This window comes from Streptomyces sp. NBC_00557, from assembly GCF_036345995.1.
GTDB lineage: Bacteria > Actinomycetota > Actinomycetes > Streptomycetales > Streptomycetaceae > Streptomyces.
In genome coordinates, this window is the sequence record NZ_CP107796.1 from 8,610,102 (window position 1) to 8,629,372 (window position 19,271).

A 19,271-nucleotide genomic window follows, 5' to 3' on the forward strand; every position below is an offset into this window, starting at 1 on the left:
GTTTCCATTGCTTCTTGGCCCTGCGCCGTCACGCCGCGCCGGGCCGGGTTGCGCGTCTAGCCGATGGCCGGGCCACGGTGATGCCCTCGCCGAGCCACCCCCGAGACCGGGTGAGCGCTCCGCGACCGCGAGCGGAACCGGCCGGATCTCACACTCGCCGCCACCGCCCGCGCCGGCCCAGGACAACCCGCCCGGTGCCGCGAACCGGGCTACCCGCGCGCCGCGCCAACGCGCCGCCCGAGCCCCGAATTGCCCGGCCGCCCCAGCCCCGCTTTCCAACCGGAGACAGACACCATGACCACGTTCACCACCCCGCACGCCCAGGCCGCCCAGCGCGCCCGCACCATCGCCGAGATAGCCCGCGACCGCTTCGCCGACGGCCCGATCCGCGCTGCCCTCCTGGCCATCGCCGCCCACATGGACCGCGCCGCCGACCACCTCGAGACCATGCTGCCCGGCGCGGACAAGGCGCTGCCCACTCAGGCGGCCGAGCAGCTGTCCAACGCCGAACACATCGCCGCCAAGCACCCAGCCGCCCGCTTCCCCGCCGAGCTGGGCGCCTACGTCCTGGCGCCACTCGCAGTCCGCGCGCTGCCCCTTCCCGCCCCCCTGCACCCGGTCACCCCACGCCTCGCGCTCCGCGAGACCGATCTGCGTAACCGGCTCATTCAGCTCCACGAGGACGACGACCACCAGGAGGACTACCCCGAGGAGTGGCTCCGCTCGGTCTTCACCACCTGGCAGAAGTTCATGCGCCTGGCTGACGAGGTCCGCGTCGACAACCTCCGCCCCTGCAACCAGGACTGATCGCTGCCTTTGTCGGGCGGGGCGCCATCCCGCCAGGCCTACTGCCCGACGAAAGCACGTCAGACTGACCACACACCGGAGAAACAGCCAATGGTTGACATCACCCAGGAACCCACCAGCAGCACCCTCTCGGAGCTGGCCCCGTACTCGGTCAGCTTCACCATCCCCGAATTGGCGAACGCTACCGCGCAACTCCTCGGCCCCGGCTGGACGTCCGGCCCCCGGCGCTGGGGGACGTGCGGCGCACTGATCGGCCCTTACAAGACCCTGTTCCTCTTCCGCGTCGACGACGACAGCGACCTGGTCATCGAGTACCGGCCCGATGCGTCCGACCCGTTCCCGGCCACACCAGACCTTCCCAGCGGAGTGGAACCGCTCCAGTACGACGACGGCGTGTGGCTGGAGGACGCGGAACCCGAGGACGGTGTGGATGCCCTCGCTGCCCGGTGCGCCGCCGCCATCCGCGCCGTCACCGGATATGAACCCGCCGACTTGGACTTCGAGTCGTCCGCGTCCCGGCAGCACCACATCGACACCGGCCGCTACCTGCGCAAGAACGAAGCCGAATCCGTGTAGCCGCCGTCCGGTCACACGTTCCACGGCCCGCCCCCGCATCACCGAGGGGCGGGCCGTCCCCCGTTCCTGCGCCCGGTCCCGCACGCAGTTGCGCGGCTTACTGGGTGCCGGGGAACTGTGCCTCTCACCAAGCCGCAACCCACGCGGTCCCCCGCCACCGCCCAAGGGTGCGACCCAAGGCCCTGCCGGCCCACACCGGCATCAACCGCCACAGCCGGTGCCCACCCATTCATGCCACCCCTTCCGCCCTCCGCGACGCAACCCAGATTGGAGCCCACATCACGTCCCTCCCGGACCTACCCATCCGCACCTTCCTCGACCTGTCCACCACCCACCTGCGCGAGGAGACCTGCGACCGGCTCGGCGATGACGAAGGCCAGAGCGCGCAGCGTCGCTCACCGTCACCGGCCGGAGCGAACCCCGACCAGCCCCCCGACTCGTGGGCCGGCCAGCGCTCCCTGCACACCCCTGCACATTCTCGTCACCGGCCGCCTCGACACCGTCCTGACGCACGCGCATGACGACGCGATCACCCCCGGCCGCCGCGACGGCCCCCTCTCAAGGAACGGAATCCCCATCGTGACCACCACCCCGAACTCCACCACCGGCACCGACGTCCTGTGGCAGAACCTGGCGGACGCGCTCAACGCCCTCATTGACGCCCGGCAGCTCCCCGCCACCCACAACCTGTACGGGGCGCGGAACGAGTGGCAGCACCAGCCGTACGTCACCACAGCCGCGCACGCTGACGCCCCCTGGGTGGTCCTCGACCTGGCCACCGGGCGGTTCACCGTGTCCAGCCGGGAGGGGGCCCTCAGCGGCGAGCACTCCAGGCGGCCCCGACGCAAGCGCCGCTGACCCCCAGCAACTGACCCGCACGGCACGGCAACACCGCAAGCCACCCGGCCACGGACCGCACAACCCGGCCGCCCTCCCTGAAAGAACGCCCCGCCAGGCCATGCGCCTCACCGTCACCGGTAGCGACCTCACGAACCCCGCCCCGCGCCCGCCGCACCGCCCCGTCTGATCTGGGGGTTGCACGGCTTGACGCTCTGACAGCCAGCGTGAGCCGTGCCGAGAAGGGACGCTGCCACCCGCCACCAGGGTGCAGCTGAGCCCCGGCCGAAAGACACCACCGCACATCCACCATTCCCCCTGGAGTGATTGATGAGCCATCCATGGCGAAGCACCCCCATGCCACCGGCTGTCGCCCGCCTGCCCCGCAGCAGCGCCGGACGCCCGGTCCCCGGCAACATCACCTGGTATGAACGAGACGACGACGGCGCGATCCTCGTGACCCGGGACACCGAGCTGGGCGGGCACATCACCTGCCCCTGCACCCCGGGAACCGGCACACCGCGCTTCGGCGAGCAATGCCCCCAGCGGCAGCGCACGTTCATGGCCCAGCGGCAGTGCGGCCTGTGCACCGAGAACATCGAACCCACCGCCGAGCTGGTCTTCATCGGTGAGACCAACGCCCCGTACTACCTGGAACCCCCGCTACACCCGCTCTGCGCCGCCTACGCTCTGCAGGTCTGCCCGGTGCTGCACGCGGGAGGCCAGCGCATCGAAGTCGCACTGACGCACTCGTACACACTGGCCGAAGACCGGATCACCGGAATTTCGGCCGATGGCACACTGCGACGCTCAGTGTTTGCCCTCGGCGACCCCGTGGCCCGTCACCTGGCGGTCCTGCAGTTCTACCTCGCCTTCCCCGACACCCCCGAGCGGCTCACCGCGCCGAACTGGCTGGCCCAGCGCGCGCCAAAGCTGCTCCCATGACCATCCCCTGACCACCAGCAACGGACCTCAGCCCCGCGCCGCTGGCACTGCAGACCAGCAGCGCGGGGCCCGCGCCTTCAAGCCCGGCCTCCATCCCGCCCGCCGGCACGCGCCCGGGGGGGCGACCCTCCGCCCGCACGGCCCGCCCCGCCACCCGGCCCAGCGGTCCTCTCATTCCCCAACGCCCGCCTGCGCGGCACGCCAGGCGCTGCCTGCCCGAAGAGCCGGGGGAGCGGGGGTTGTGTCGCTTGCCCTGCCGTCCGCGACAGTCAGACCCAGCCGGATAGACCCCACAGGAACCCCTTCCCATGCGCTGGTGGGCGACCGGCGCCAAGCCGGGCCCGGGCCCTGTGCGGGCCGCCCTCGCCACACGACGCGGCCCCACATCACTTGCCCCAGGGGCAGCCCCCCGAAGACGCGCTGTGCCCGGCCACCAGCCGAGCAGCCCCCCAGAAAGGACCGACCGTCATGGTCTCCACACTCGTCCAGCTCCGTCAGGCCCAGGAAGCAATCGAGCGTCTGACCGACCACCTTGCCGACCTCGGCATCCCAGCAGCAGCGATCCGCGCGCTGGTCGACAACACCGACCCCGGCCCCTGCCACAACCGCCGAAGCGGCGCCCTCTGCCAACTCGACCTCGGACACCCGCAAAAGTTCCATCTGGCCGTACACGCCCCCCGCCCCGGCGAGAAGACCCAGAGCGAACGGGCCGAAGTCTGGTCCGACCACGACCTCAAGAAAAACTACGCCCACGACACCGGCTTCACCCTGCCCGACCCCGCCACGCCCGCCATGCGCGCGCACACCGAACTCGTCGACGAACCCCAAGTGTTCATCTGCCAACCGGTCACCGACACCCTTCTGTACGTACACATCCGGCTCGGCAGGAACGACACCGGCCTGACCTCGTGGCTGCGCCGCATCGGCCTGAAGCGCCAGCAGGCCACCCGCACCGAACACGGCGACTACCTCGCCCGCGGCCACCTGAACGGGGCCCGCGTCGCACTGATCGCGCACGCCCACTCCTACCGCTGACACCCCGTAGCACTCCGGGCCCGCCCCGCCGTACTCCGGCCGGACGGGCCCGCAGTGTCGACGCCTCGGCCCTGACCGGCCTGATTCCCGGGAGCGGCGACCACGCCGCTCCCGGTCCGGACCGCCAATGTTGCGTGGCTTGCACAAGCCCCTGCCACCGTCGGCGGCACGGCCCCGTCCCGCCGCCGCCGGGACGGCCCAGCGGCGTTCACGCTCCCGGACACCGCTGACCCGCCCGCCGGCCGGGCCACCCCCATCCCATCCCATTCCTGACTCAAGTCCGGGAGGACTCCCGTCATGACCACGGCCATCCGGTCCGAACTGCGCACCCTCATCACCGCCGCCCAGCAGGCCATCCGGGACTGCGAGGAACACCCCGCCGCGGGAACCCTGGGAGAGCTGAAGGAGCGCCTGGAGAACTTCCCCGGAGACGACCTTGACCAGGACGCCTTCGATGCGCTCGACAAGGCCTGCCGACTGCTGTCCGAGGCGATCACCTGCCCGGAGATGTCGAGCACCCTGGACGTGATCTACGCCATGAACGTGATGCTGCGGGATGGCGCGGAGGCGAAGCCGGAGGAAGAGCCGACGGTCGCGGCCGTCGTCGTCCTCACCAGCCAGTGCCTCACCCACTTCCAGGAGACGGCCCGCACGGACATCGCGAAGACGGCATGGGAACGGGCGTACTGCAACGGCGTCGCGGCCATCGCGGTCCTGACGAAGGAGCTGCCCGGATACCCCGACGACTGGGACCAGGGCGTCACACACCGGGTGAACCACGCGGTGGAGGCATTCCTTGCCGCCGTACGCCGCGCCGTCGCCTACCGCGCGCTGTACGTCGCCCGTGACGCGCTGGTGGACGTGGCTGAGTCGGCGCTGCTGTTCCCGATCGGCGGCCGTCAACCGGTCCGGGGAATGGAGGGCCTCGGCTGGTCACGGCGCATCGGCGGCGCGCTCTACGTGTTCGAGGTAACCGGGCGCCGACCGCTGGAGAAGGCGCCCGCCGGGATGATCGTCGCCACCCGCGTGGACCTGGAGACCGGTCAGCGGGAGGAGCGCCACGCCCTGCCGCGCACCTTCGGCGGCGGCGTCAACGGCGGCTACGGCAAGCACCGCGCCGCGGAGGACAAGGAGCTGGAACGGATCTGACCGCGCTCCGGCCGAGGCGCACCCTCCGCCCCGGCCCAGCCGGGGGCCGCATGGTCGCGCGGATACCCGACGGGGACGAACTCCCTGCGGGCGAGGCCGCGGACTGCCGCAGCATCCCCGTCATCCGTTCCGCCGTGCAAGACCACGCCATCCGGCCCCCGGCGCGGACGTGTCCCCGCCCGGGCCCGCACCCCTCCCGCTCCTGGCTGCCCGACGTGAAGGCCCGTCCCCTTGCCGGTGTAACCCCCAGCCTCCCGACTATGCCGCCCGCCCACCCGAGGGATCACCCCCGGCGGTGAGCATCGTTTCGAGATCCGGAGAGGCCGACACATATGCGCACGTTTTCCCTGACCAAGACCGCACCAGCCAACCAGGCGCGTACTGGCGCCGTGCTGCGCGCCGCGCTCGACCGCCACGGCATCACACACCGCGTGTGCGGGGACGGTGTCGAACGCGGCTGCCTCGCCACCACCATGGAAGGCGCACCCCGCGTCTACATCACCGCCCACAACTCCAGCCGACACATCGTCCGCAACGGCTACGACCTGCCCGAGGCAGGTCACATCGGCTTCACCGCCGTCGTCACCACCGAGACGGGAACATCGCTGGTGTGGAACGGCCCGGACGCTGAACTCCCGCCCGCACAGGACGCGGAGAGCTGCGCCCGCTCAGTCGCCGCATACCTGGGCCTATCACCGTTCTTCTGCCCCTCCTGCCACGACTACGGCCAGGTGGAGATCTTCCACCCGTCCACGGACGCCCTGACCGGCCACAGGCCATGCGAGGACGTCCTCTGCGCCAGGCGCGGCGAACGCCGAGCCGCACACGCCGCCACAGCACGGGCACGCCATGACGCCGAACAGGCAGCGCACGAGTGCACCGGCCACTCGTGCTGTCCCCCGTTCTGACCGCCGCTACGGGCCCCCGCCCTCGCCCCTTGGGGCGGGGGCGTTCGCGTACCCGCGCCTGCCCCCCTCCGCCCCCCCCGGCCGGCCCGGCCACCGGCCACCCGGGGGCGGACGGTCAAGGCGCCGGCACCGTCCACCCAACGGTCTTGCGGTGCTTGCCACGCAGGCGGCCACGGTCACCTCACCCGCCGCGCTCTGGTTCGAACAAGGGCGCCCGCGGCGGCTCATTCCGCCCTTGTTCCTCCCTGGGAAGGACGCCAGCCTGTGACCCGCACTGCCGCATTGCCCCAGCGCCGAACCGCCCGGATAGACGTGGCGCCGCTGAAGAAGACGGACCACGCCGCATACCTCGACCTGCTCGACCTCACCACCTCAGGTGAGGGCCTGCCCGCCGAGGCCGCGCAGATCCTCACCCTCCCGCCAGCCCGGCCCCCGTTCACCCACGGACCTGCCCTGTGCCTGACCGCCCACGCCCGCCGCACCCCTCACCCCGTCGGAGCCGTGTTCGCCTCCCTTCCCGACTGGACCCTCCAGCACCCCCTGTGCCAGGCCGACCCCGACCTCTCCGACCTCCTCGGCGACATCGCCCTGTGCGTCCACGGCCTGGCCGTCGCACCCAGCCACCGCCGACACGGCATCGCCCGCGCCCTGATCACCGAGGCCGAGACCCGCGCCCGCAGCACCAAATACCGGCTGGCCACCCTCCTGCACAAACCCGAACTCGCCGGCTTCTACCAGCGCCTGGGCTACACCACCGCACACCACGTCACGATCCACCTGCCTGACGCCGCCATGGGACTGACCCAGCCACACTCGTTCATGACAGCGGTCAAACCCCTGCACCCCGGCGTGCGGGTGCGCACCGTCCCCGGAGCCCCCGGCCCCGTCGTGACCGGCCTCCTGCCCGGCTGCGACCTGCCGCCGACCGCCCGCTTCCACGGCGGACGCCTCCTGCCATGAACCATGCCGGGCCCGGCACCCTGCCGGGCCCGCCCCCGCCCCGCATCGTGCGCCCAGCCGCCGGGCGAACGCTGCCTGCTCCGGCTCGCCTTGATGGCTCGGAGGCCGATGATGCGGCCTGCGGACACCGTCCCGACCGAAGCCGCCCCAGCACCGCGCTCCAGCCCCGGAGTCTCACGCCCCGCGGCCCATCGCGTCGCGAAACGCCTGCGGGACTGCCCAGCAGGTTGCTCATCCGCTCGTTGCCTGTTGCCGGTGACACGCGACCAGCACACCCAACTCCCGTCGCAGCCACCCTAGTTGGCGGATTGCGGCACTTGTCCCTGTTCATGCACTCCTGGCCCGGCCAACTCACCAGGAGGTTCCGCTCCCGGTGACAGAAAACCAGGATGCGAGGAACCGGCCATGACCGACGACTCCGTGGTCGACATCGTCGACCTGTTCGCAGGCCCAGGAGGCTGGGATGTGGCCGCGCAGCATCTCGGCCTCGCCGTGACGGGCATCGAGAACGACCACTGCGCATGCGAGACCCGCAGAGCCGCCGGACTGGGCACCGTGGAGGGCGACGTGCGCGACTACTCTCCCGCCGATTTCCCCACCGCCACGGACCTGATCGGCTCGCCGCCCTGCCAGCCGTACTCCATCGGCGGCAAAGGCGCCGGGCGCCGGGCCCTTGACACGGTGCTGCACTTCGCGTCCCTGCTAGCCGCGAGAAAAGACATCCGCTCTGGCCTCGCCACCCTGGACGACGAACGTACTGGCCTGGTGCTGGAGCCCCTGCGCTGGGTCCTTGCGGCCCTGGACGCCGGACATCCATACCGAACCGTGATGCTGGAGCAGGTCCCCACCGTGCTGCCCGTCTGGGACGCAATGGCGCAGATCCTGCGCACCGAGGGCTACACGGTGGTGACAGGCCGTCTGCGCGCAGAGGAGTACGGCGTCCCCCAGACCCGTGTGCGCGCCATCTTGGTGGCCCGCCGAGGAGACGGGGCGGCACTGCCCGCCCCCACCCACCGCCGCTACAGCCGCAACACCGCGCAAGACGCCGGAGACCCCGAGCTGCAGCCCTGGGTGTCCATGGCACAGGCACTCGGCTGGGGCATGACGCACCGCCCCGCGCTCACCGTTGCGGTCGGCACGGCGGCCGGCGGCCCCGACCCCTCCTGCGTCGGCGGCTCCGGGAGCAGGGCCACCCTGTACGGGGAACGCGACGCAGGCCGCTGGATCGCGGACACCCGACTGGTCCCCGCCGATTCACTGCCCGCCTACCGCGGTGGCCGCAAAGACATGATCCGGGTGTCCGTCAGCGACGCAGCCGCGCTCCAGACCTTCCCACCAGACCACCCCTTCCAGGGCCCCCGCACCAAACAGTACGAGCAGGTCGGCAACGCGATGCCGCGAAAACTGGCGGAGGCGGTCATCCGGCGGGCGATGGCCCCCGAACTGGCCACGCGCACCGGGGCACAGGCCGCCTGACCCCGCGGAGTTCCCCGGGACGCGCCCCGGGCGCACCAGCCCGGCCCCGGCCCCGCACTCGCGGGGCCGGGGCCGCACCATGCCCGCACCCGCCGCCCCGGCCCGCGAACCGGGTCCACTCATCACGGCTGTTGCCCACCAGCGCGGCCACACGAGCCCGGCAGGACGCCGCACCACCGAGCCCGACCACCGGGCCAAGACCCGTCACAAAGGCTCGCATTGGCGGGTGTGCCGACCGCGGGGCAAGAGGTCAGGATTCCGGGCCGCGGGGGAGTGGTGGTTGCCGCCCCGCCTCGACCTCTCGGCGATGACCTTGGTAGACCTTGGTCCCTCCGCGCGGGTGCGGGGCGGCTCTGGGGTGTTGGGTCAGCGCCGGGCCAGGGGGGATGGGCAGGCCCTCCGGGCGCGCCTGACGGTTGCCTGCCCCTGGCCCGGCCGCCGTTTGCTCGGCATGCGTCGCCGCCCCGCTCCACCTGGGGTTGCGGGTGTTGCCCTCGCCGGGGCCACGGTTCGCGGTACCGGCCCAGGACGTGGTGCCCCGCACCCCGCCCCCTTTCAGGCCGGGCCCATCACCGATCTTCCCACCGGAGGCCACCGCCGTGAACACGCCCATCACCACCCTCACCGACCACGCCCGATACACCGCACGCCGTGCGCAGATCACCGCGGGCGCCCGCCCCACCGCGGTCTGCGCCGCCCGCCGCATCCACGCGTGGGTGGACGCCATGGACGGCCGTATCGCTTACACCCTCGGCGTCCACCAGGGCAGGCCCGTCTGCGTCGCGGTCGCCGACGCCCGCGCCCTGGCCGACCACACCGCCACCGCAGCCCAGCGTGACGAACTGCGCGCCGCCGTCACCGCGTACCTGACCCACGCCGACGGCGAACCCCGCACCCTCGCGCCCAGCCGCGGCACCCGCCCGCCGCTGTTCACCTACGACGTGCTGGTCCTCCTGGACCAGCAGGACGGCGTGACGTGCCCGAACGGCAACCGCCCGCCGGAGTGCACCGAGATCGACCCGTGCGAGGCCTGCGCCCAGGACGCCGACGCGGAGGGCGAGATGATCGAAGCCTCCATGGGCCTGCGGGACCGGCCCGCCGACGCCGACGGCCGAGGCTCGACGGACGTCTACGAGGTGACCGTGGTCCGCACCCAGAGGATCACCTTCCGCCTGCCTGCCGCCTCCGTTCAGGATGCCGAGGAGCGCTACCTCACCGACGGCGAGCAGGGCAGCAGCAACACCGTCCAGCAGCGCGTCGAGTCCACCCGGCGCGTGGACCCGGACGCGGGCTGATCCCGCCTGCGCGCTGCACGATGGCCCGACCCCGTGGGGCGGGTCATCGTGCACCGCCCGCCTCCCGCCGCCCCGGCCCCCGACCATCCGGACCCTCCCGTCATTCGGTGAATCGGTCCTGCGTCTGGTTTTTCCCGTCCAAGGCGCGGCCCCCCACGCTTCGCGCCCCGCCCCGTGTGCCCGCCGCTCCCGCGCCGCGCGGCCCGTGCCGCCGCCGCGGACCTGCCCTGTCTGGCCCGCATGTTGCGTGGCTTGGGCCTGCTTCCCGCAGGGTGTGCGCCGTCCACCCATCCAGCCAGCCCCCTGGGAAGCCTGTGTCTCAGATGCCTCACATTCCGCCGCAGCACGCCGCCGCCATCGAGCGGGCCGAAGCCGCCCTCACAGCCCGGTTCCCCCGGCACGTCCCCGGGCGGCAGGACGGATGGCTCGTCCTGACCCACTCCGACCGGCCGATCGTGGTGTGGGACCTGAAGGAGAAGATCGCCGCCGATACCCCCGAACAGGCCGCCAAGCGCCTCGAACTCGCGCAGGCACTGGCCGCCGCCGGCCTGGCCGTCACCCTCCCCTCCGACGCCTACATGGTGTTCTTCGCCGAGATCCCCGCCGACCGCACCAGCCCCCGCTACACCGTCGCCCACGGCGACAGCGTCCTCGGCGGCCTGTTCGGCGGCCCGCACCTGGTGATGGACACCTGGACCAAGGTCCACGTCGCGACCGCCCACACCCCCGAGGAAGCCGCCGAACGCTGCGCCGCCTTCACCCGCACACAGGACGCGCGCGACGCTCACGTAGCCTCCGGCCGCCTCCCCGCAGGAAGCCACGCCACCCCCAACATCACCGCGTAGACCGCGCCGCCTCAGCCCTCCCGGGCGACCGCGCCCGTGCACGCGGCACCGGGACGGCAGGCCTGTGTCCGGCCCTCGATCCCGAGGCCAGTCGTGGGGTTGTGCTGCTTGCGTGTCCGCCGGTGAGGGTTGCCGGGCCGGTTGACACTCCCGCAACGCAATCATCCAGACCGGCACCGAGTCCTACCGCCTCGCACACACCAAGGCACAGGCCGAGCAAGCCGCCGCCGGCTGAACCGGCACCGAAATTCCGTTGCGGGATCTCTGCAGCAACCCGACTGTGTTTTCACCTTGCAGACCCAGCCTGAGTGGTCACCCGCCTGTCGAAGAGGAACTCATGTCAGCCGTTGTTGTCGTCGGTGCGGGAATCGTTGGCTCCTCGGTGACCTACCACCTGGCACGCCAGGGCATCCCTGTGACCCTGCTCGACCAGGGACCGTCACCGGCTACGGGTGCGACGGGCGACTCTTTCGCCTGGATCGGTGCCTATGGAGGGCACTGGCCCTGCGGAGCGCAAGACCTGCGTGGATCCGTACTTGCGGACTACCGGCGATTGGAGACCGAGCTGCCTGACGTCGCCGTCCGCTGGACAGGCTCGCTGGCCTGGACCGACACCCAGGCCAAGCACGACCATCGGTTGGGACCCGGCCGGTTCCGGGTCGGAGGAAGTGACATCGCGTCGCTGGAGCCCAACCTGCGAAACCCTCCCGAGCAGGCCATCCATACCCCAAGCGACGGCGGCGTCGATCCGACAGCAATGACCAGCGCCCTCGTGGATGCTGCTCGCGCCCACGGCGCAATGGTGATCCACAACTCGGTCGTCACTTCCCTGCAGATGGCGGGCGAACGCGTCGAGGGGGTGCTCTCCTCCACCGGATTCCACGCCGCCGCAACAGTCGTGCTCGCCGCCGGAACCGGCATCCCCAAGCTGGGCGAGCCATTGCCGGCTGGTCTGCCCGTCGCCGCATCCCCTGCCTGCCTGGTGCGGCTCTCAGCACCTCCCGGCCTGGTCAAGACCATCGTGGCCAGCCCGGATTTCGAAGTCCGAGAGGTACGTGACGGCGACCTCTTCCTGACACTCCCGCACGTTGAAGACAAGTCAACGACATCGTTTGAGCAGGCCACGCAAGACGCGCTCCGCCGCTTGCAGTCCCTCTTCCGCGGAAGCGACAGCTGCCGCTTGCTGGGCTACCGCATCGGCAGACGACCGATGCCCGCTCAAGGACCGATCATTGGATACGCGACACAAGATCGATCCGTCTACGTCACCGTCACGCACTCGGCCATCACTCTGGCACCCACCGTCGGACGGCTCGTCGCAGACGAACTCGTGACCGGCAGACCAGCCCCCGAGCTGCGACGTTGCCGCCCGCACGGTGTTGCCCAGTAGCAATGCCTCACGAGCCGGGCGGACACGATCACACGCCCAGTGACGTTTTCTCAACGAAAGGTCGTCCGCTGAGCCCGCGGTCAGGTCAGCGTGGTGAGGACCCACTGGTCGGCAGCTGCTGCGGTCTCGTAGAACCGTTGGAGATCGGCGTAGTGACTACGCAGCTCTTCGGCCCGTTGCCTGTCGTAGCCGGACGGGTAGACGTCGTCTGCGTCCATCGCTGCCTCGTCGGCGAAGTCCGCCAAGGCATCGAAGTCCAGCCCTGCGAGGAAGTCCGCGGCTCGGACGACCTCTTCGGCGGTCAGTAGCCCCGGCGGGGCGTAGTCGAATGGCTGCTCTTCCAGGAACGGAGTGCCCATCACCGGGTCGACCGGGCAGCCCGAGGCGGTGAGCAGCCATTGGAGGGCGTTCCATGCCTTGCCCAGCGACAAGACGGCCCGGAACTTCTCGCCTTCGCGCATCTCCGGGCGTGGCCAGGCCTGACCGGCGACGGCTGCCCGTGCGGTCTCGGGTTCGACGCGCATCAATTCCATGTAGATCCCCATGGGCGCAGAGCATGCCGGAAGAGCGGGCGGACGAAGACCGGGAGCCGTCGCCCTGCCGCGCGTTGCCCGGCTGCGTCCCGCCGCCCCGGCCGCGCGTTGCCATCGGCCCCGCGGCCGTCGCCCGGCTGCTTCGGCTGTGCGCCTGCCTGTTGGTGTGTGGTCCGCAGGTTGCGTGGCTAGCGTTTCACCGGCGCATGGTCCTCCCCGTCAACCAGCCCCGCTCTGTTGGGAGTTCCTGCCGTGTCGACCGCTGTCCACCGCCCTCGTACCGTCACCGCCCGCATCACCACCACCGACCACATCCCCTCCCCGTCCTCCCCGCCCTGTCCGCTCTCCCCGTCCTGCCCACCTTCTGCGGCCACTGCGCCCAGCACTCCCGCTTCCGCTTCCGTTTCCGCTCCGGCCGTGTACACCGCCACCGTCTACGTGAACACCGCCCCGCACAGCTTCGACGGCTACCAGCACCACCACACGCTCGCCGAGGTCACCCGCTGCGACGGCAGCCCGTTGCGGCTGGTCTTCCACGCCGGCGAGCGCATCCGCAGCCACGAGGACGCCGCCGACGCCGCGTTCATCGTCGGCAACCGTCAGGGCAGCGACGACCACGGCCAGGAGTGGCCCAGCACTGTCCGCTCCGTCTCCGTCGGCGACGTCATCAAGGTCACCGGCCCCGACCACTGGATCATCCACCTCAGCGTCGACCCCGCCGGTTTCTCCGCCGTCCCCGAGCCCACCCGCCTCGAGGATGAGATGGCTAACCGGCCGGACGCATTCACCGACGAGGACGAGGCCGCCGTGGAGTCATTGAAGCGGCTCGCACAAGACCTTCCGTGCGCCGAGTGCTCGCACCCCGGGCACGCCCACCGCGACGGCGAGGACCCGGTGACACCCGGCGTCTGCCTCCAGTGCGAGGCGGACGATCCGGATAACGCGTATCACGACTACTCGCGCTCCTGACCCCGTCCAACCGCAAGCCCCGCAAGCCCCGGAACCCTCGAGGCCCGGGGCTTCGCTGTGCCGTCATTCGGCGAGCCGACTGATCTCCCCGGCGATATGCGCGATCCCGCTGACCAGCTCACTGCCGTGCTCGTGGTCGGCGGCCACGGCGTCCCGGGAAGACCCGCCCGCGCAGCGCCCGGTGCGCCACCCGCAGCGCGGCCCATCCCTGCTTGAGCCGCACCAGGGCGCGGGCCTGGACGGCGGTGTGCTCGGTCGGCAGCGGCTCCCGCTCCTGCGCCGTCGGCTGCACGGGCACCCGGGCGTAGCCGAGCCGGTCGGCCGCCTCCCGGATGGCAGCCGCCGTGATCTTCTCGCCCGTGGTCCGCACCGCCGCGACGACCTCGCGCACGGCTCGCCGTGCCCCTCGTACACCGGGGCCAGGTGTCGTAGTCGCGCTGCGACGCGTACGGCGCAGACGTCAACGCCACCGCGCCCCACCGCACGTTCCGGCTGACGGATCCCCGCCCCGCCGGGCCGGACCCATTCCCCTTTTTCGCCCTCCAGGTACCGAAGACGTACAGGCTCCAGTGCGCTTGCCGGGCTAGCCGCCGCTCACCGCACAGTCACCTCAGCCGAAAGACGCCCCGCACAAAAGCCCGCGGCTCGTGTGCTGTGAGCGGCCGGCCCCGGCCGCGCGGCGCGCCTGCCGCACTATCCCCGGCGCGCGGCCCGCCCCCCGGCAGCCGACGGGCGAGCCCTCGAGCCCGCCCCTTGCCCGGCCACGCCCGTACCCCCGCCTCCGCCCGAAGGGAGCCCCCCGCCATGCCGTCCGTCCCCTGCACCGCCTCCTGCCGCAACCCCCACTGCGCTGACCGACTCGCCCCGAGCCCCCAGGACACCGCCAGCACCTATTGCGTCGCCTGCGCCGACCTCGCCGATGAACACGATCAAGGCGAGCACGACCACGACAGCCACGAGCACTGTCCCGCCTGCCAGCCCCGATAACCCCCGGGAACGTCAGGCTCCCGCCACACCACGCCACACCCCTTGGGCGGCGGCCCCCGGGGGACCGATGCACCCCCGGCGCGCAGCCCGCCCCCCGCACCCCGCCCTGCCCTGGCCCAGCCCTGGACACCGTGGCCGCTGCCGTGCCCGCAGCCCGGGCAGGCCCCCGGGCCGAGGCCCACCGTTGCCAGGACCTCACCCCCGGCACCAGCCCGTCCCGTCCGCACCCCGCATGCCGCCCCCGCCCCGCCCCGGGCAGCGGTTGCGTGCCTAGCGGCCGGCCGGGCCACCGTCCCTCACACCACGCCGGGACACCGCTGCAGCGCCTCGAGATCCCATCCGGCGGCTGCTTCGTCCCCGGCACCAACCCCCGCCCCGCCCGAAACGGAGTTGTCGTGCCCCACACCGAGCCCGCCGCCCCGCACCCACGGCCTCGCACGCCTCGCACCCTTTGACGACGCGTCGTCCTCGGTGCGGGGCCGCCGTACGTGTCCGACCCGCACCCCTGCGGGGGCAGGCCAGCACACGCAAGGGGTTGCGTGTCTTGCCCCGCAACCGGTCAGAGTCAGGTCAGCCGGAACACCCCCGCACGGGAACCCCCTCCTCGACCCGTGCGCCGTGGGGGTGACCGGCCCGGCCGGGCCGCGCCAACGCGGATCCCGCCGCAAGGCACGGCCCGGCCACCCCAGTCAGCCGGTGCACCCCCCGGCACGGGATCCCCCTCCCACGCCCCCCCGTGCGTGGTGGGGTGTCCGGCTGGGCCGGGCCGCGCCGACCGCGTTTCCCCCTCCCGCGGCGCGCGGTCCGGCCACCCACCCCCGGCCCGCCCCGCCTCGCCTGGCCGCGCCCCTGGCCGTCTGGCCTCGCCGCGCCTCGCCTGGCCGCCTCTGGCCGTCCGGGCGTCTGATCACCTGCCCGACACGAGAAGAAGACGAGACCCCCGTCATGCCGAACGCCGAGCTTGCCGCGCGCATCCTGCACCAGATCACCGAATACCCCGAGCACTACAACCAGACCTACTGGCTCAACGGCACCGACATCCTCTTCCCCCACACCGACCTGAACCACAGCGAACACCACTGCGGCACCACCCTGTGCATCGCCGGACACGCCGCCCACCTCACCGGCTACACCCTCACCTCAGACCACGCCACCAAACCCCGCCACCCCACCGTCTCCATCTACGCCGCCGCCCGCGCCGAACTCGAACTCACCGAGGAAGACGCCACCTGGCTCTTCTGGGGCGGCCGCACCCCCGCCCAAACCCGCGCCGCCCTCGCCCAACTCGCCGCCGGCGCCCCCTCCATCGACCAAGCCACCATCCACGCCACCTGGCCCACCACCCCCTGACCGCCCCGGCGAGCACCACCCCTGCCACGGCCCCGCACCCCCCAGAGACGACACGTCGTCCCCGGGTGCGGGGCCGCCGTGCGTGTTCTGTTCCTCGAAACCAGGCACCACGGCCGCACCCCCCGACCCCCCGCCTGCCGCCTCCAGGACGTCAACCCGGCCAAGACCACACGAGGGGTTGCGTGTCTTGCCCCGCAACCGGTCAGAGTCAGGTCAGCCGGTGCACCCCCCCTGCACGGGAACCCCCTCCCACGCCCCCCGTGCGTGCTGGTGGGTGTCCGGCTGGGCCGGGCCGCGCCGACCGTGTTTCCCCCTCCCGCGGCGCGCGGTCCGGCCACCCACCCCCACCCCCGCCCCGCCCCGGCCGTCTGTCCGCCCCGGACCGCGCCCCGGCCGCCCGCCTGGCCGCGGCCCGGCCGTCTGTCCGCCCCAACCCCCGCCCCGGCCGCCTGGCTGCCCGGCTGCCGGGTCGTCTGGCCGCACCCCTGGCCGCACCCCGCCCGACCGCCCCGCAACCCCCGGCCCCGCACCCCCCTTTGGACGACCCATGCGTCCCCGGGTGCGGGGCCGCCGTACGTGTCCAACCCCGCGCCCCGGCCCCGGCCTTGCGCCGCTAACCCCCCACCACCACACGATCACCCCGCACCCGGGCCCAGCCTCCCAGCCCCGGCCCACCCCTCACTCAACCGGAAGGAAAAACAACCGTGTCCGACACCACCACCCCGACCCCGACGACCCCGGCCGCCGACACCATCACCGCCCTCACCGACCCCGCCGAACTACGCACCCTGCGCACCCTGGTCACCGACCGCCTCGCCACCGTCCTCACCCACACCCACGGCGACGAGATCACCCCCGGCCGCCGCGTCCGGCTGATCCGCATCAGCCCGGTCTGCATGGCCAACCTCACCGGCACCGTCCAGCCCCACGCGACCGGCAAGAAGACAACCGGACGCGCCGACGTCCTCCTCGACGAAAGCTCCACCGAGGCACTGCGCCGGGACCACCGCGTGGAGAACACCCGCCGCGCCACCCGCCCCGCCGACGACGTCAAGCGCCACCTGCTGCCCTCCATCCCCCTCGACTGCATGATCCTCGCCGACCACGACAGCTAACCCACCCCACACGGCCCCGCACCCCTGGACGACCCGTCCACGGGGTGCGGGGCCGCCGCACGCCATCCCGCCCCAGGGCACCCCCACACCAGCCCGCATCCCACCCCACGGCACCCCCACCCGACCACCCCACGCACACACCCCCCACCCGCCCTACCGTCCCCTCAGCCGAACCACCGCCAGGCCACCACCACAAGGGAGCGGGGCAGCCCAGTGCAGCACGAGACCACCATCAACGAACTCGCCCGCGTCCAAGGACTCTTCAGCACCGTCGACCACATCACGGTCCCCGAGACCGACCCCAACACCGGCATCACCGAGGAAGTCACCCTCCCCCCACCCCTCATCCGCCGCACCCGACGCCGCGACGGCTCCACCTGGTGGATCCTCACACCCCCCGGCATCCACGAACGCATCATCGTCGCCGACCAGGCCCCCGTCACCGTCTACCTCAAGGACGTCGACCCCGGCCGCTTCACCGGCCACCTCCCACCCCAGCAGCCCGCACCCCACCCCACCCAGCAGCAGCCGCAGGCACCCACCACCTGGCAGCCACAGCCCGCCACCTACCCCGCCCAGCAGCAGCCCCCCGCCACCCAACCCCCCACCGCCCAAGCCCCGGCCGCGCCCCAGCGGCCCGCCGCCCCCTGGGCGCAACGCCCCCACGGCTGAACACCCCCCACCCCGGCCCCGGCCACCACCCCCCGGCAGCCGGGGCCGACACACACCCAGCCGCGCGCACACCCAGCCGCGCGCACGCCCGGACGACTCCGGCCACCCGAGCCGCACTCCGCCCGGCCCGACCGCGCGCACGCCCAGCCGCGCTCAGAGCCGACCGCGCGCACGCCCGGCCCCCGCAGCCCGCCCGGACGACTCCGGCCGCACCTCGCCCGTCCCGCCCACGAAAGCGGACCCCACCGACGCACCGGCCCAAGACCCGCCGCAGGACCCACCGAGGCAGGACCCCCCGGCCGGACCCGCACCGCCCGGCACCCCACCCCGCCGCTCCCGGCCCGCCCCCGCCACCGCCCCGACGGCCGGCCAACGCACGGCCCCGGCCGCCACCCCCGGCAGCCGGGGCCGACACACACCCAGCCGCGCTCAGGTCCGACGGTCCGACCGCCCGCACACCCAGCCGGCGCGGCTCACCCAGACGACTCCGGCCGCACCCCGCCCGTCCCGCCCCCGGAAGCGGACCCCACCGACGATCCGGCCGCAGAACCCGCCGCAGGACCCGCCGAGGCTGTACCCCCGGCCGGACCCGCACCGCCCGGCACCCCACCCCGCCGCTCCCGGCCCGCCCCGACCACCGCCCCGACGGCCGCCGCCCCGCCCCGCCCCGGCCCCTCCACTCCGGCCGCACGCTCCCCAGCGTCGCGCTCCCCGACCGGACCGCCCTCGGCCACACGCTCCCCAGCGGCACCCTCCCCACCGGCCGCCTCCCCGGCCGCCCGCTCCCCGGCCGCCCGCTCCCTGGCCAACGCCTCACGCCCCAACCGCCGCAACTCCTTCACCCGCTCCACCCCCACCCCCAACCGCCGCCCACACCCCGCCACCGTCTCCCCAGCCTCACCCATCGCCACCACCACCCGCGCCGCCGCCACCCGCGCCGCATCAATCCTCAACCGCCCCCGCTCACGCACCCGACGAACCTCCGCCTCCACCTCAGCCACCACCACCTCCTCGTCCTCCCGCGCCAACTCAAAATCCGCCACCAACTCATCCAACTCCGCCTCCCGACGCCGCCGCGCCGCCTCCGCCTCCTCCGCAACCCGCCGCTCCTCCGCCATCCGCGCCGCCGCCCGCTCCAACGCCGCCCGCCGCCGCGCCAGAACCCCACCCCGGCCCCTGCCCTTACCCGCGCTCCGGTCTGCCGCCATCACAGCCACCTCCCAGCCATACGGCCCGCCCAACGCAGGCCACCACCCGCCAGGATCACCCCGCCCCCGCAGCCCGCAGACCCGCCCGGCCGCCGACGTCCCAGGCCATAGGACACCCGCCGCCGCGCCCGGTCCCGCCCACGGGACGACACGCAACACCACGCCCGCGCCCGGTCCGCTCAGCAGACGACGCGGAACACGCCCGCCGCCGCGC

Annotated in this window: 18 protein-coding genes; 16 read left to right on the top strand and 2 right to left on the bottom strand. The window is 72.9% G+C overall.

All coding sequences use genetic code 11. The features are described from left to right. Positions 1–294: 294 nt before the first annotated feature. The 12 genes from OG956_RS38525 to OG956_RS38580 all read left to right on the top strand — a co-directional run bounded on the left by OG956_RS38525 (position 295) and on the right by OG956_RS38580 (position 12,223). Entirely contained in the window at positions 295–807 is a 513-nt protein-coding gene (locus OG956_RS38525) for a hypothetical protein (protein WP_330342624.1), read from the top strand. A 90-nt stretch (positions 808–897) separates the two neighbouring features. Continuing rightward, complete coding sequence (locus OG956_RS38530) at positions 898–1,383, top strand: hypothetical protein (protein WP_330342625.1); 486 nt, start codon at positions 898–900, stop codon at positions 1,381–1,383. A gap of 579 nt (positions 1,384–1,962) precedes the next feature. After that, a complete protein-coding gene (locus tag OG956_RS38535; RefSeq protein WP_330342626.1) occupies positions 1,963–2,241 on the top strand; it encodes a hypothetical protein in 279 nt (92 codons plus the stop codon). A 336-nt stretch (positions 2,242–2,577) separates the two neighbouring features. After that, on the top strand, positions 2,578–3,165 hold the full coding sequence (locus OG956_RS38540) for a hypothetical protein (RefSeq protein ID WP_330342627.1): 588 nt from the start codon (positions 2,578–2,580) through the stop codon (positions 3,163–3,165). Between the two features lie 468 nt (positions 3,166–3,633). Then, positions 3,634–4,200: a hypothetical protein gene (locus tag OG956_RS38545; RefSeq protein ID WP_330342628.1), complete on the top strand. Its 567-nt coding sequence runs from the start codon at positions 3,634–3,636 to the stop codon at positions 4,198–4,200. 297 nt (positions 4,201–4,497) lie between these two features. Next, a complete protein-coding gene (locus OG956_RS38550; RefSeq protein WP_330342629.1) occupies positions 4,498–5,349 on the top strand; it encodes a hypothetical protein in 852 nt (283 codons plus the stop codon). A 332-nt stretch (positions 5,350–5,681) separates the two neighbouring features. Next, entirely contained in the window at positions 5,682–6,257 is a 576-nt protein-coding gene (locus OG956_RS38555) for a hypothetical protein (RefSeq protein WP_330342630.1), read from the top strand. A gap of 264 nt (positions 6,258–6,521) precedes the next feature. Beyond that, positions 6,522–7,217, top strand: a complete 696-nt coding sequence (locus OG956_RS38560; protein ID WP_330342631.1) for a GNAT family N-acetyltransferase — start codon at positions 6,522–6,524, stop codon at positions 7,215–7,217. 405 nt (positions 7,218–7,622) lie between these two features. Next, positions 7,623–8,693 carry a DNA cytosine methyltransferase gene (locus OG956_RS38565; RefSeq protein WP_330342632.1) on the top strand — a complete coding sequence of 357 codons (1,071 nt, stop codon included), beginning with the start codon at positions 7,623–7,625 and terminating at the stop codon, positions 8,691–8,693. Between the two features lie 599 nt (positions 8,694–9,292). Then, entirely contained in the window at positions 9,293–9,988 is a 696-nt protein-coding gene (locus OG956_RS38570; RefSeq protein ID WP_330342633.1) for a hypothetical protein, read from the top strand. Between the two features lie 323 nt (positions 9,989–10,311). Further along, a complete protein-coding gene (locus OG956_RS38575; protein WP_330342634.1) occupies positions 10,312–10,833 on the top strand; it encodes a hypothetical protein in 522 nt (173 codons plus the stop codon). 337 nt (positions 10,834–11,170) lie between these two features. Beyond that, the gene (locus OG956_RS38580) at positions 11,171–12,223 is read left to right on the top strand and encodes an NAD(P)/FAD-dependent oxidoreductase (RefSeq protein ID WP_330342635.1); all 1,053 of its coding nucleotides are present in this window, start codon (positions 11,171–11,173) and stop codon (positions 12,221–12,223) included. An 80-nt stretch (positions 12,224–12,303) separates the two neighbouring features. Here the strand turns inward: OG956_RS38580 and OG956_RS38585 are convergent, their stop codons facing one another. Further along, positions 12,304–12,768, bottom strand: a complete 465-nt coding sequence (locus OG956_RS38585) for a DUF1877 family protein (protein WP_330342636.1) — start codon at positions 12,766–12,768, stop codon at positions 12,304–12,306. Between the two features lie 405 nt (positions 12,769–13,173). On the opposite strand from OG956_RS38585, the gene OG956_RS38590 reads away from it, so the two are divergent. Further along, complete coding sequence (locus OG956_RS38590) at positions 13,174–13,725, top strand: hypothetical protein (protein ID WP_330342637.1); 552 nt, start codon at positions 13,174–13,176, stop codon at positions 13,723–13,725. A 118-nt stretch (positions 13,726–13,843) separates the two neighbouring features. Here the strand turns inward: OG956_RS38590 and OG956_RS38595 are convergent, their stop codons facing one another. Continuing rightward, on the bottom strand, positions 13,844–14,116 hold the full coding sequence (locus OG956_RS38595; RefSeq protein WP_330342638.1) for a hypothetical protein: 273 nt from the start codon (positions 14,114–14,116) through the stop codon (positions 13,844–13,846). Between the two features lie 1,541 nt (positions 14,117–15,657). Here OG956_RS38595 and OG956_RS38600 point away from each other — a divergent pair. From OG956_RS38600 to OG956_RS38610, 3 genes are all read left to right on the top strand, one after another. Then, on the top strand, positions 15,658–16,062 hold the full coding sequence (locus OG956_RS38600; RefSeq protein WP_330342639.1) for a hypothetical protein: 405 nt from the start codon (positions 15,658–15,660) through the stop codon (positions 16,060–16,062). 704 nt (positions 16,063–16,766) lie between these two features. After that, positions 16,767–17,177 (top strand): hypothetical protein, encoded by a 411-nt coding sequence (locus OG956_RS38605; RefSeq protein WP_330342640.1) that lies wholly within the window; start codon positions 16,767–16,769, stop codon positions 17,175–17,177. 213 nt (positions 17,178–17,390) lie between these two features. Then, positions 17,391–17,849, top strand: a complete 459-nt coding sequence (locus tag OG956_RS38610) for a hypothetical protein (protein WP_330342641.1) — start codon at positions 17,391–17,393, stop codon at positions 17,847–17,849. The last annotated feature ends 1,422 nt before the right edge of the window (positions 17,850–19,271 follow it).

Coding starts and splice junctions, on each gene's coding strand:
- OG956_RS38525 (WP_330342624.1), top strand. CDS start 295: ATGACCACGTTCACCACCCCGCACGCCCAGGCCGCCCAGCGCGCCCGC.
- OG956_RS38530 (WP_330342625.1), top strand. CDS start 898: ATGGTTGACATCACCCAGGAACCCACCAGCAGCACCCTCTCGGAGCTG.
- OG956_RS38540 (WP_330342627.1), top strand. CDS start 2,578: ATGCCACCGGCTGTCGCCCGCCTGCCCCGCAGCAGCGCCGGACGCCCG.
- OG956_RS38545 (WP_330342628.1), top strand. CDS start 3,634: ATGGTCTCCACACTCGTCCAGCTCCGTCAGGCCCAGGAAGCAATCGAG.
- OG956_RS38550 (WP_330342629.1), top strand. CDS start 4,498: ATGACCACGGCCATCCGGTCCGAACTGCGCACCCTCATCACCGCCGCC.
- OG956_RS38555 (WP_330342630.1), top strand. CDS start 5,682: ATGCGCACGTTTTCCCTGACCAAGACCGCACCAGCCAACCAGGCGCGT.
- OG956_RS38565 (WP_330342632.1), top strand. CDS start 7,623: ATGACCGACGACTCCGTGGTCGACATCGTCGACCTGTTCGCAGGCCCA.
- OG956_RS38575 (WP_330342634.1), top strand. CDS start 10,312: ATGCCTCACATTCCGCCGCAGCACGCCGCCGCCATCGAGCGGGCCGAA.
- OG956_RS38580 (WP_330342635.1), top strand. CDS start 11,171: ATGTCAGCCGTTGTTGTCGTCGGTGCGGGAATCGTTGGCTCCTCGGTG.
- OG956_RS38585 (WP_330342636.1), bottom strand. CDS start 12,768: ATGGGGATCTACATGGAATTGATGCGCGTCGAACCCGAGACCGCACGG.
- OG956_RS38600 (WP_330342639.1), top strand. CDS start 15,658: ATGCCGAACGCCGAGCTTGCCGCGCGCATCCTGCACCAGATCACCGAA.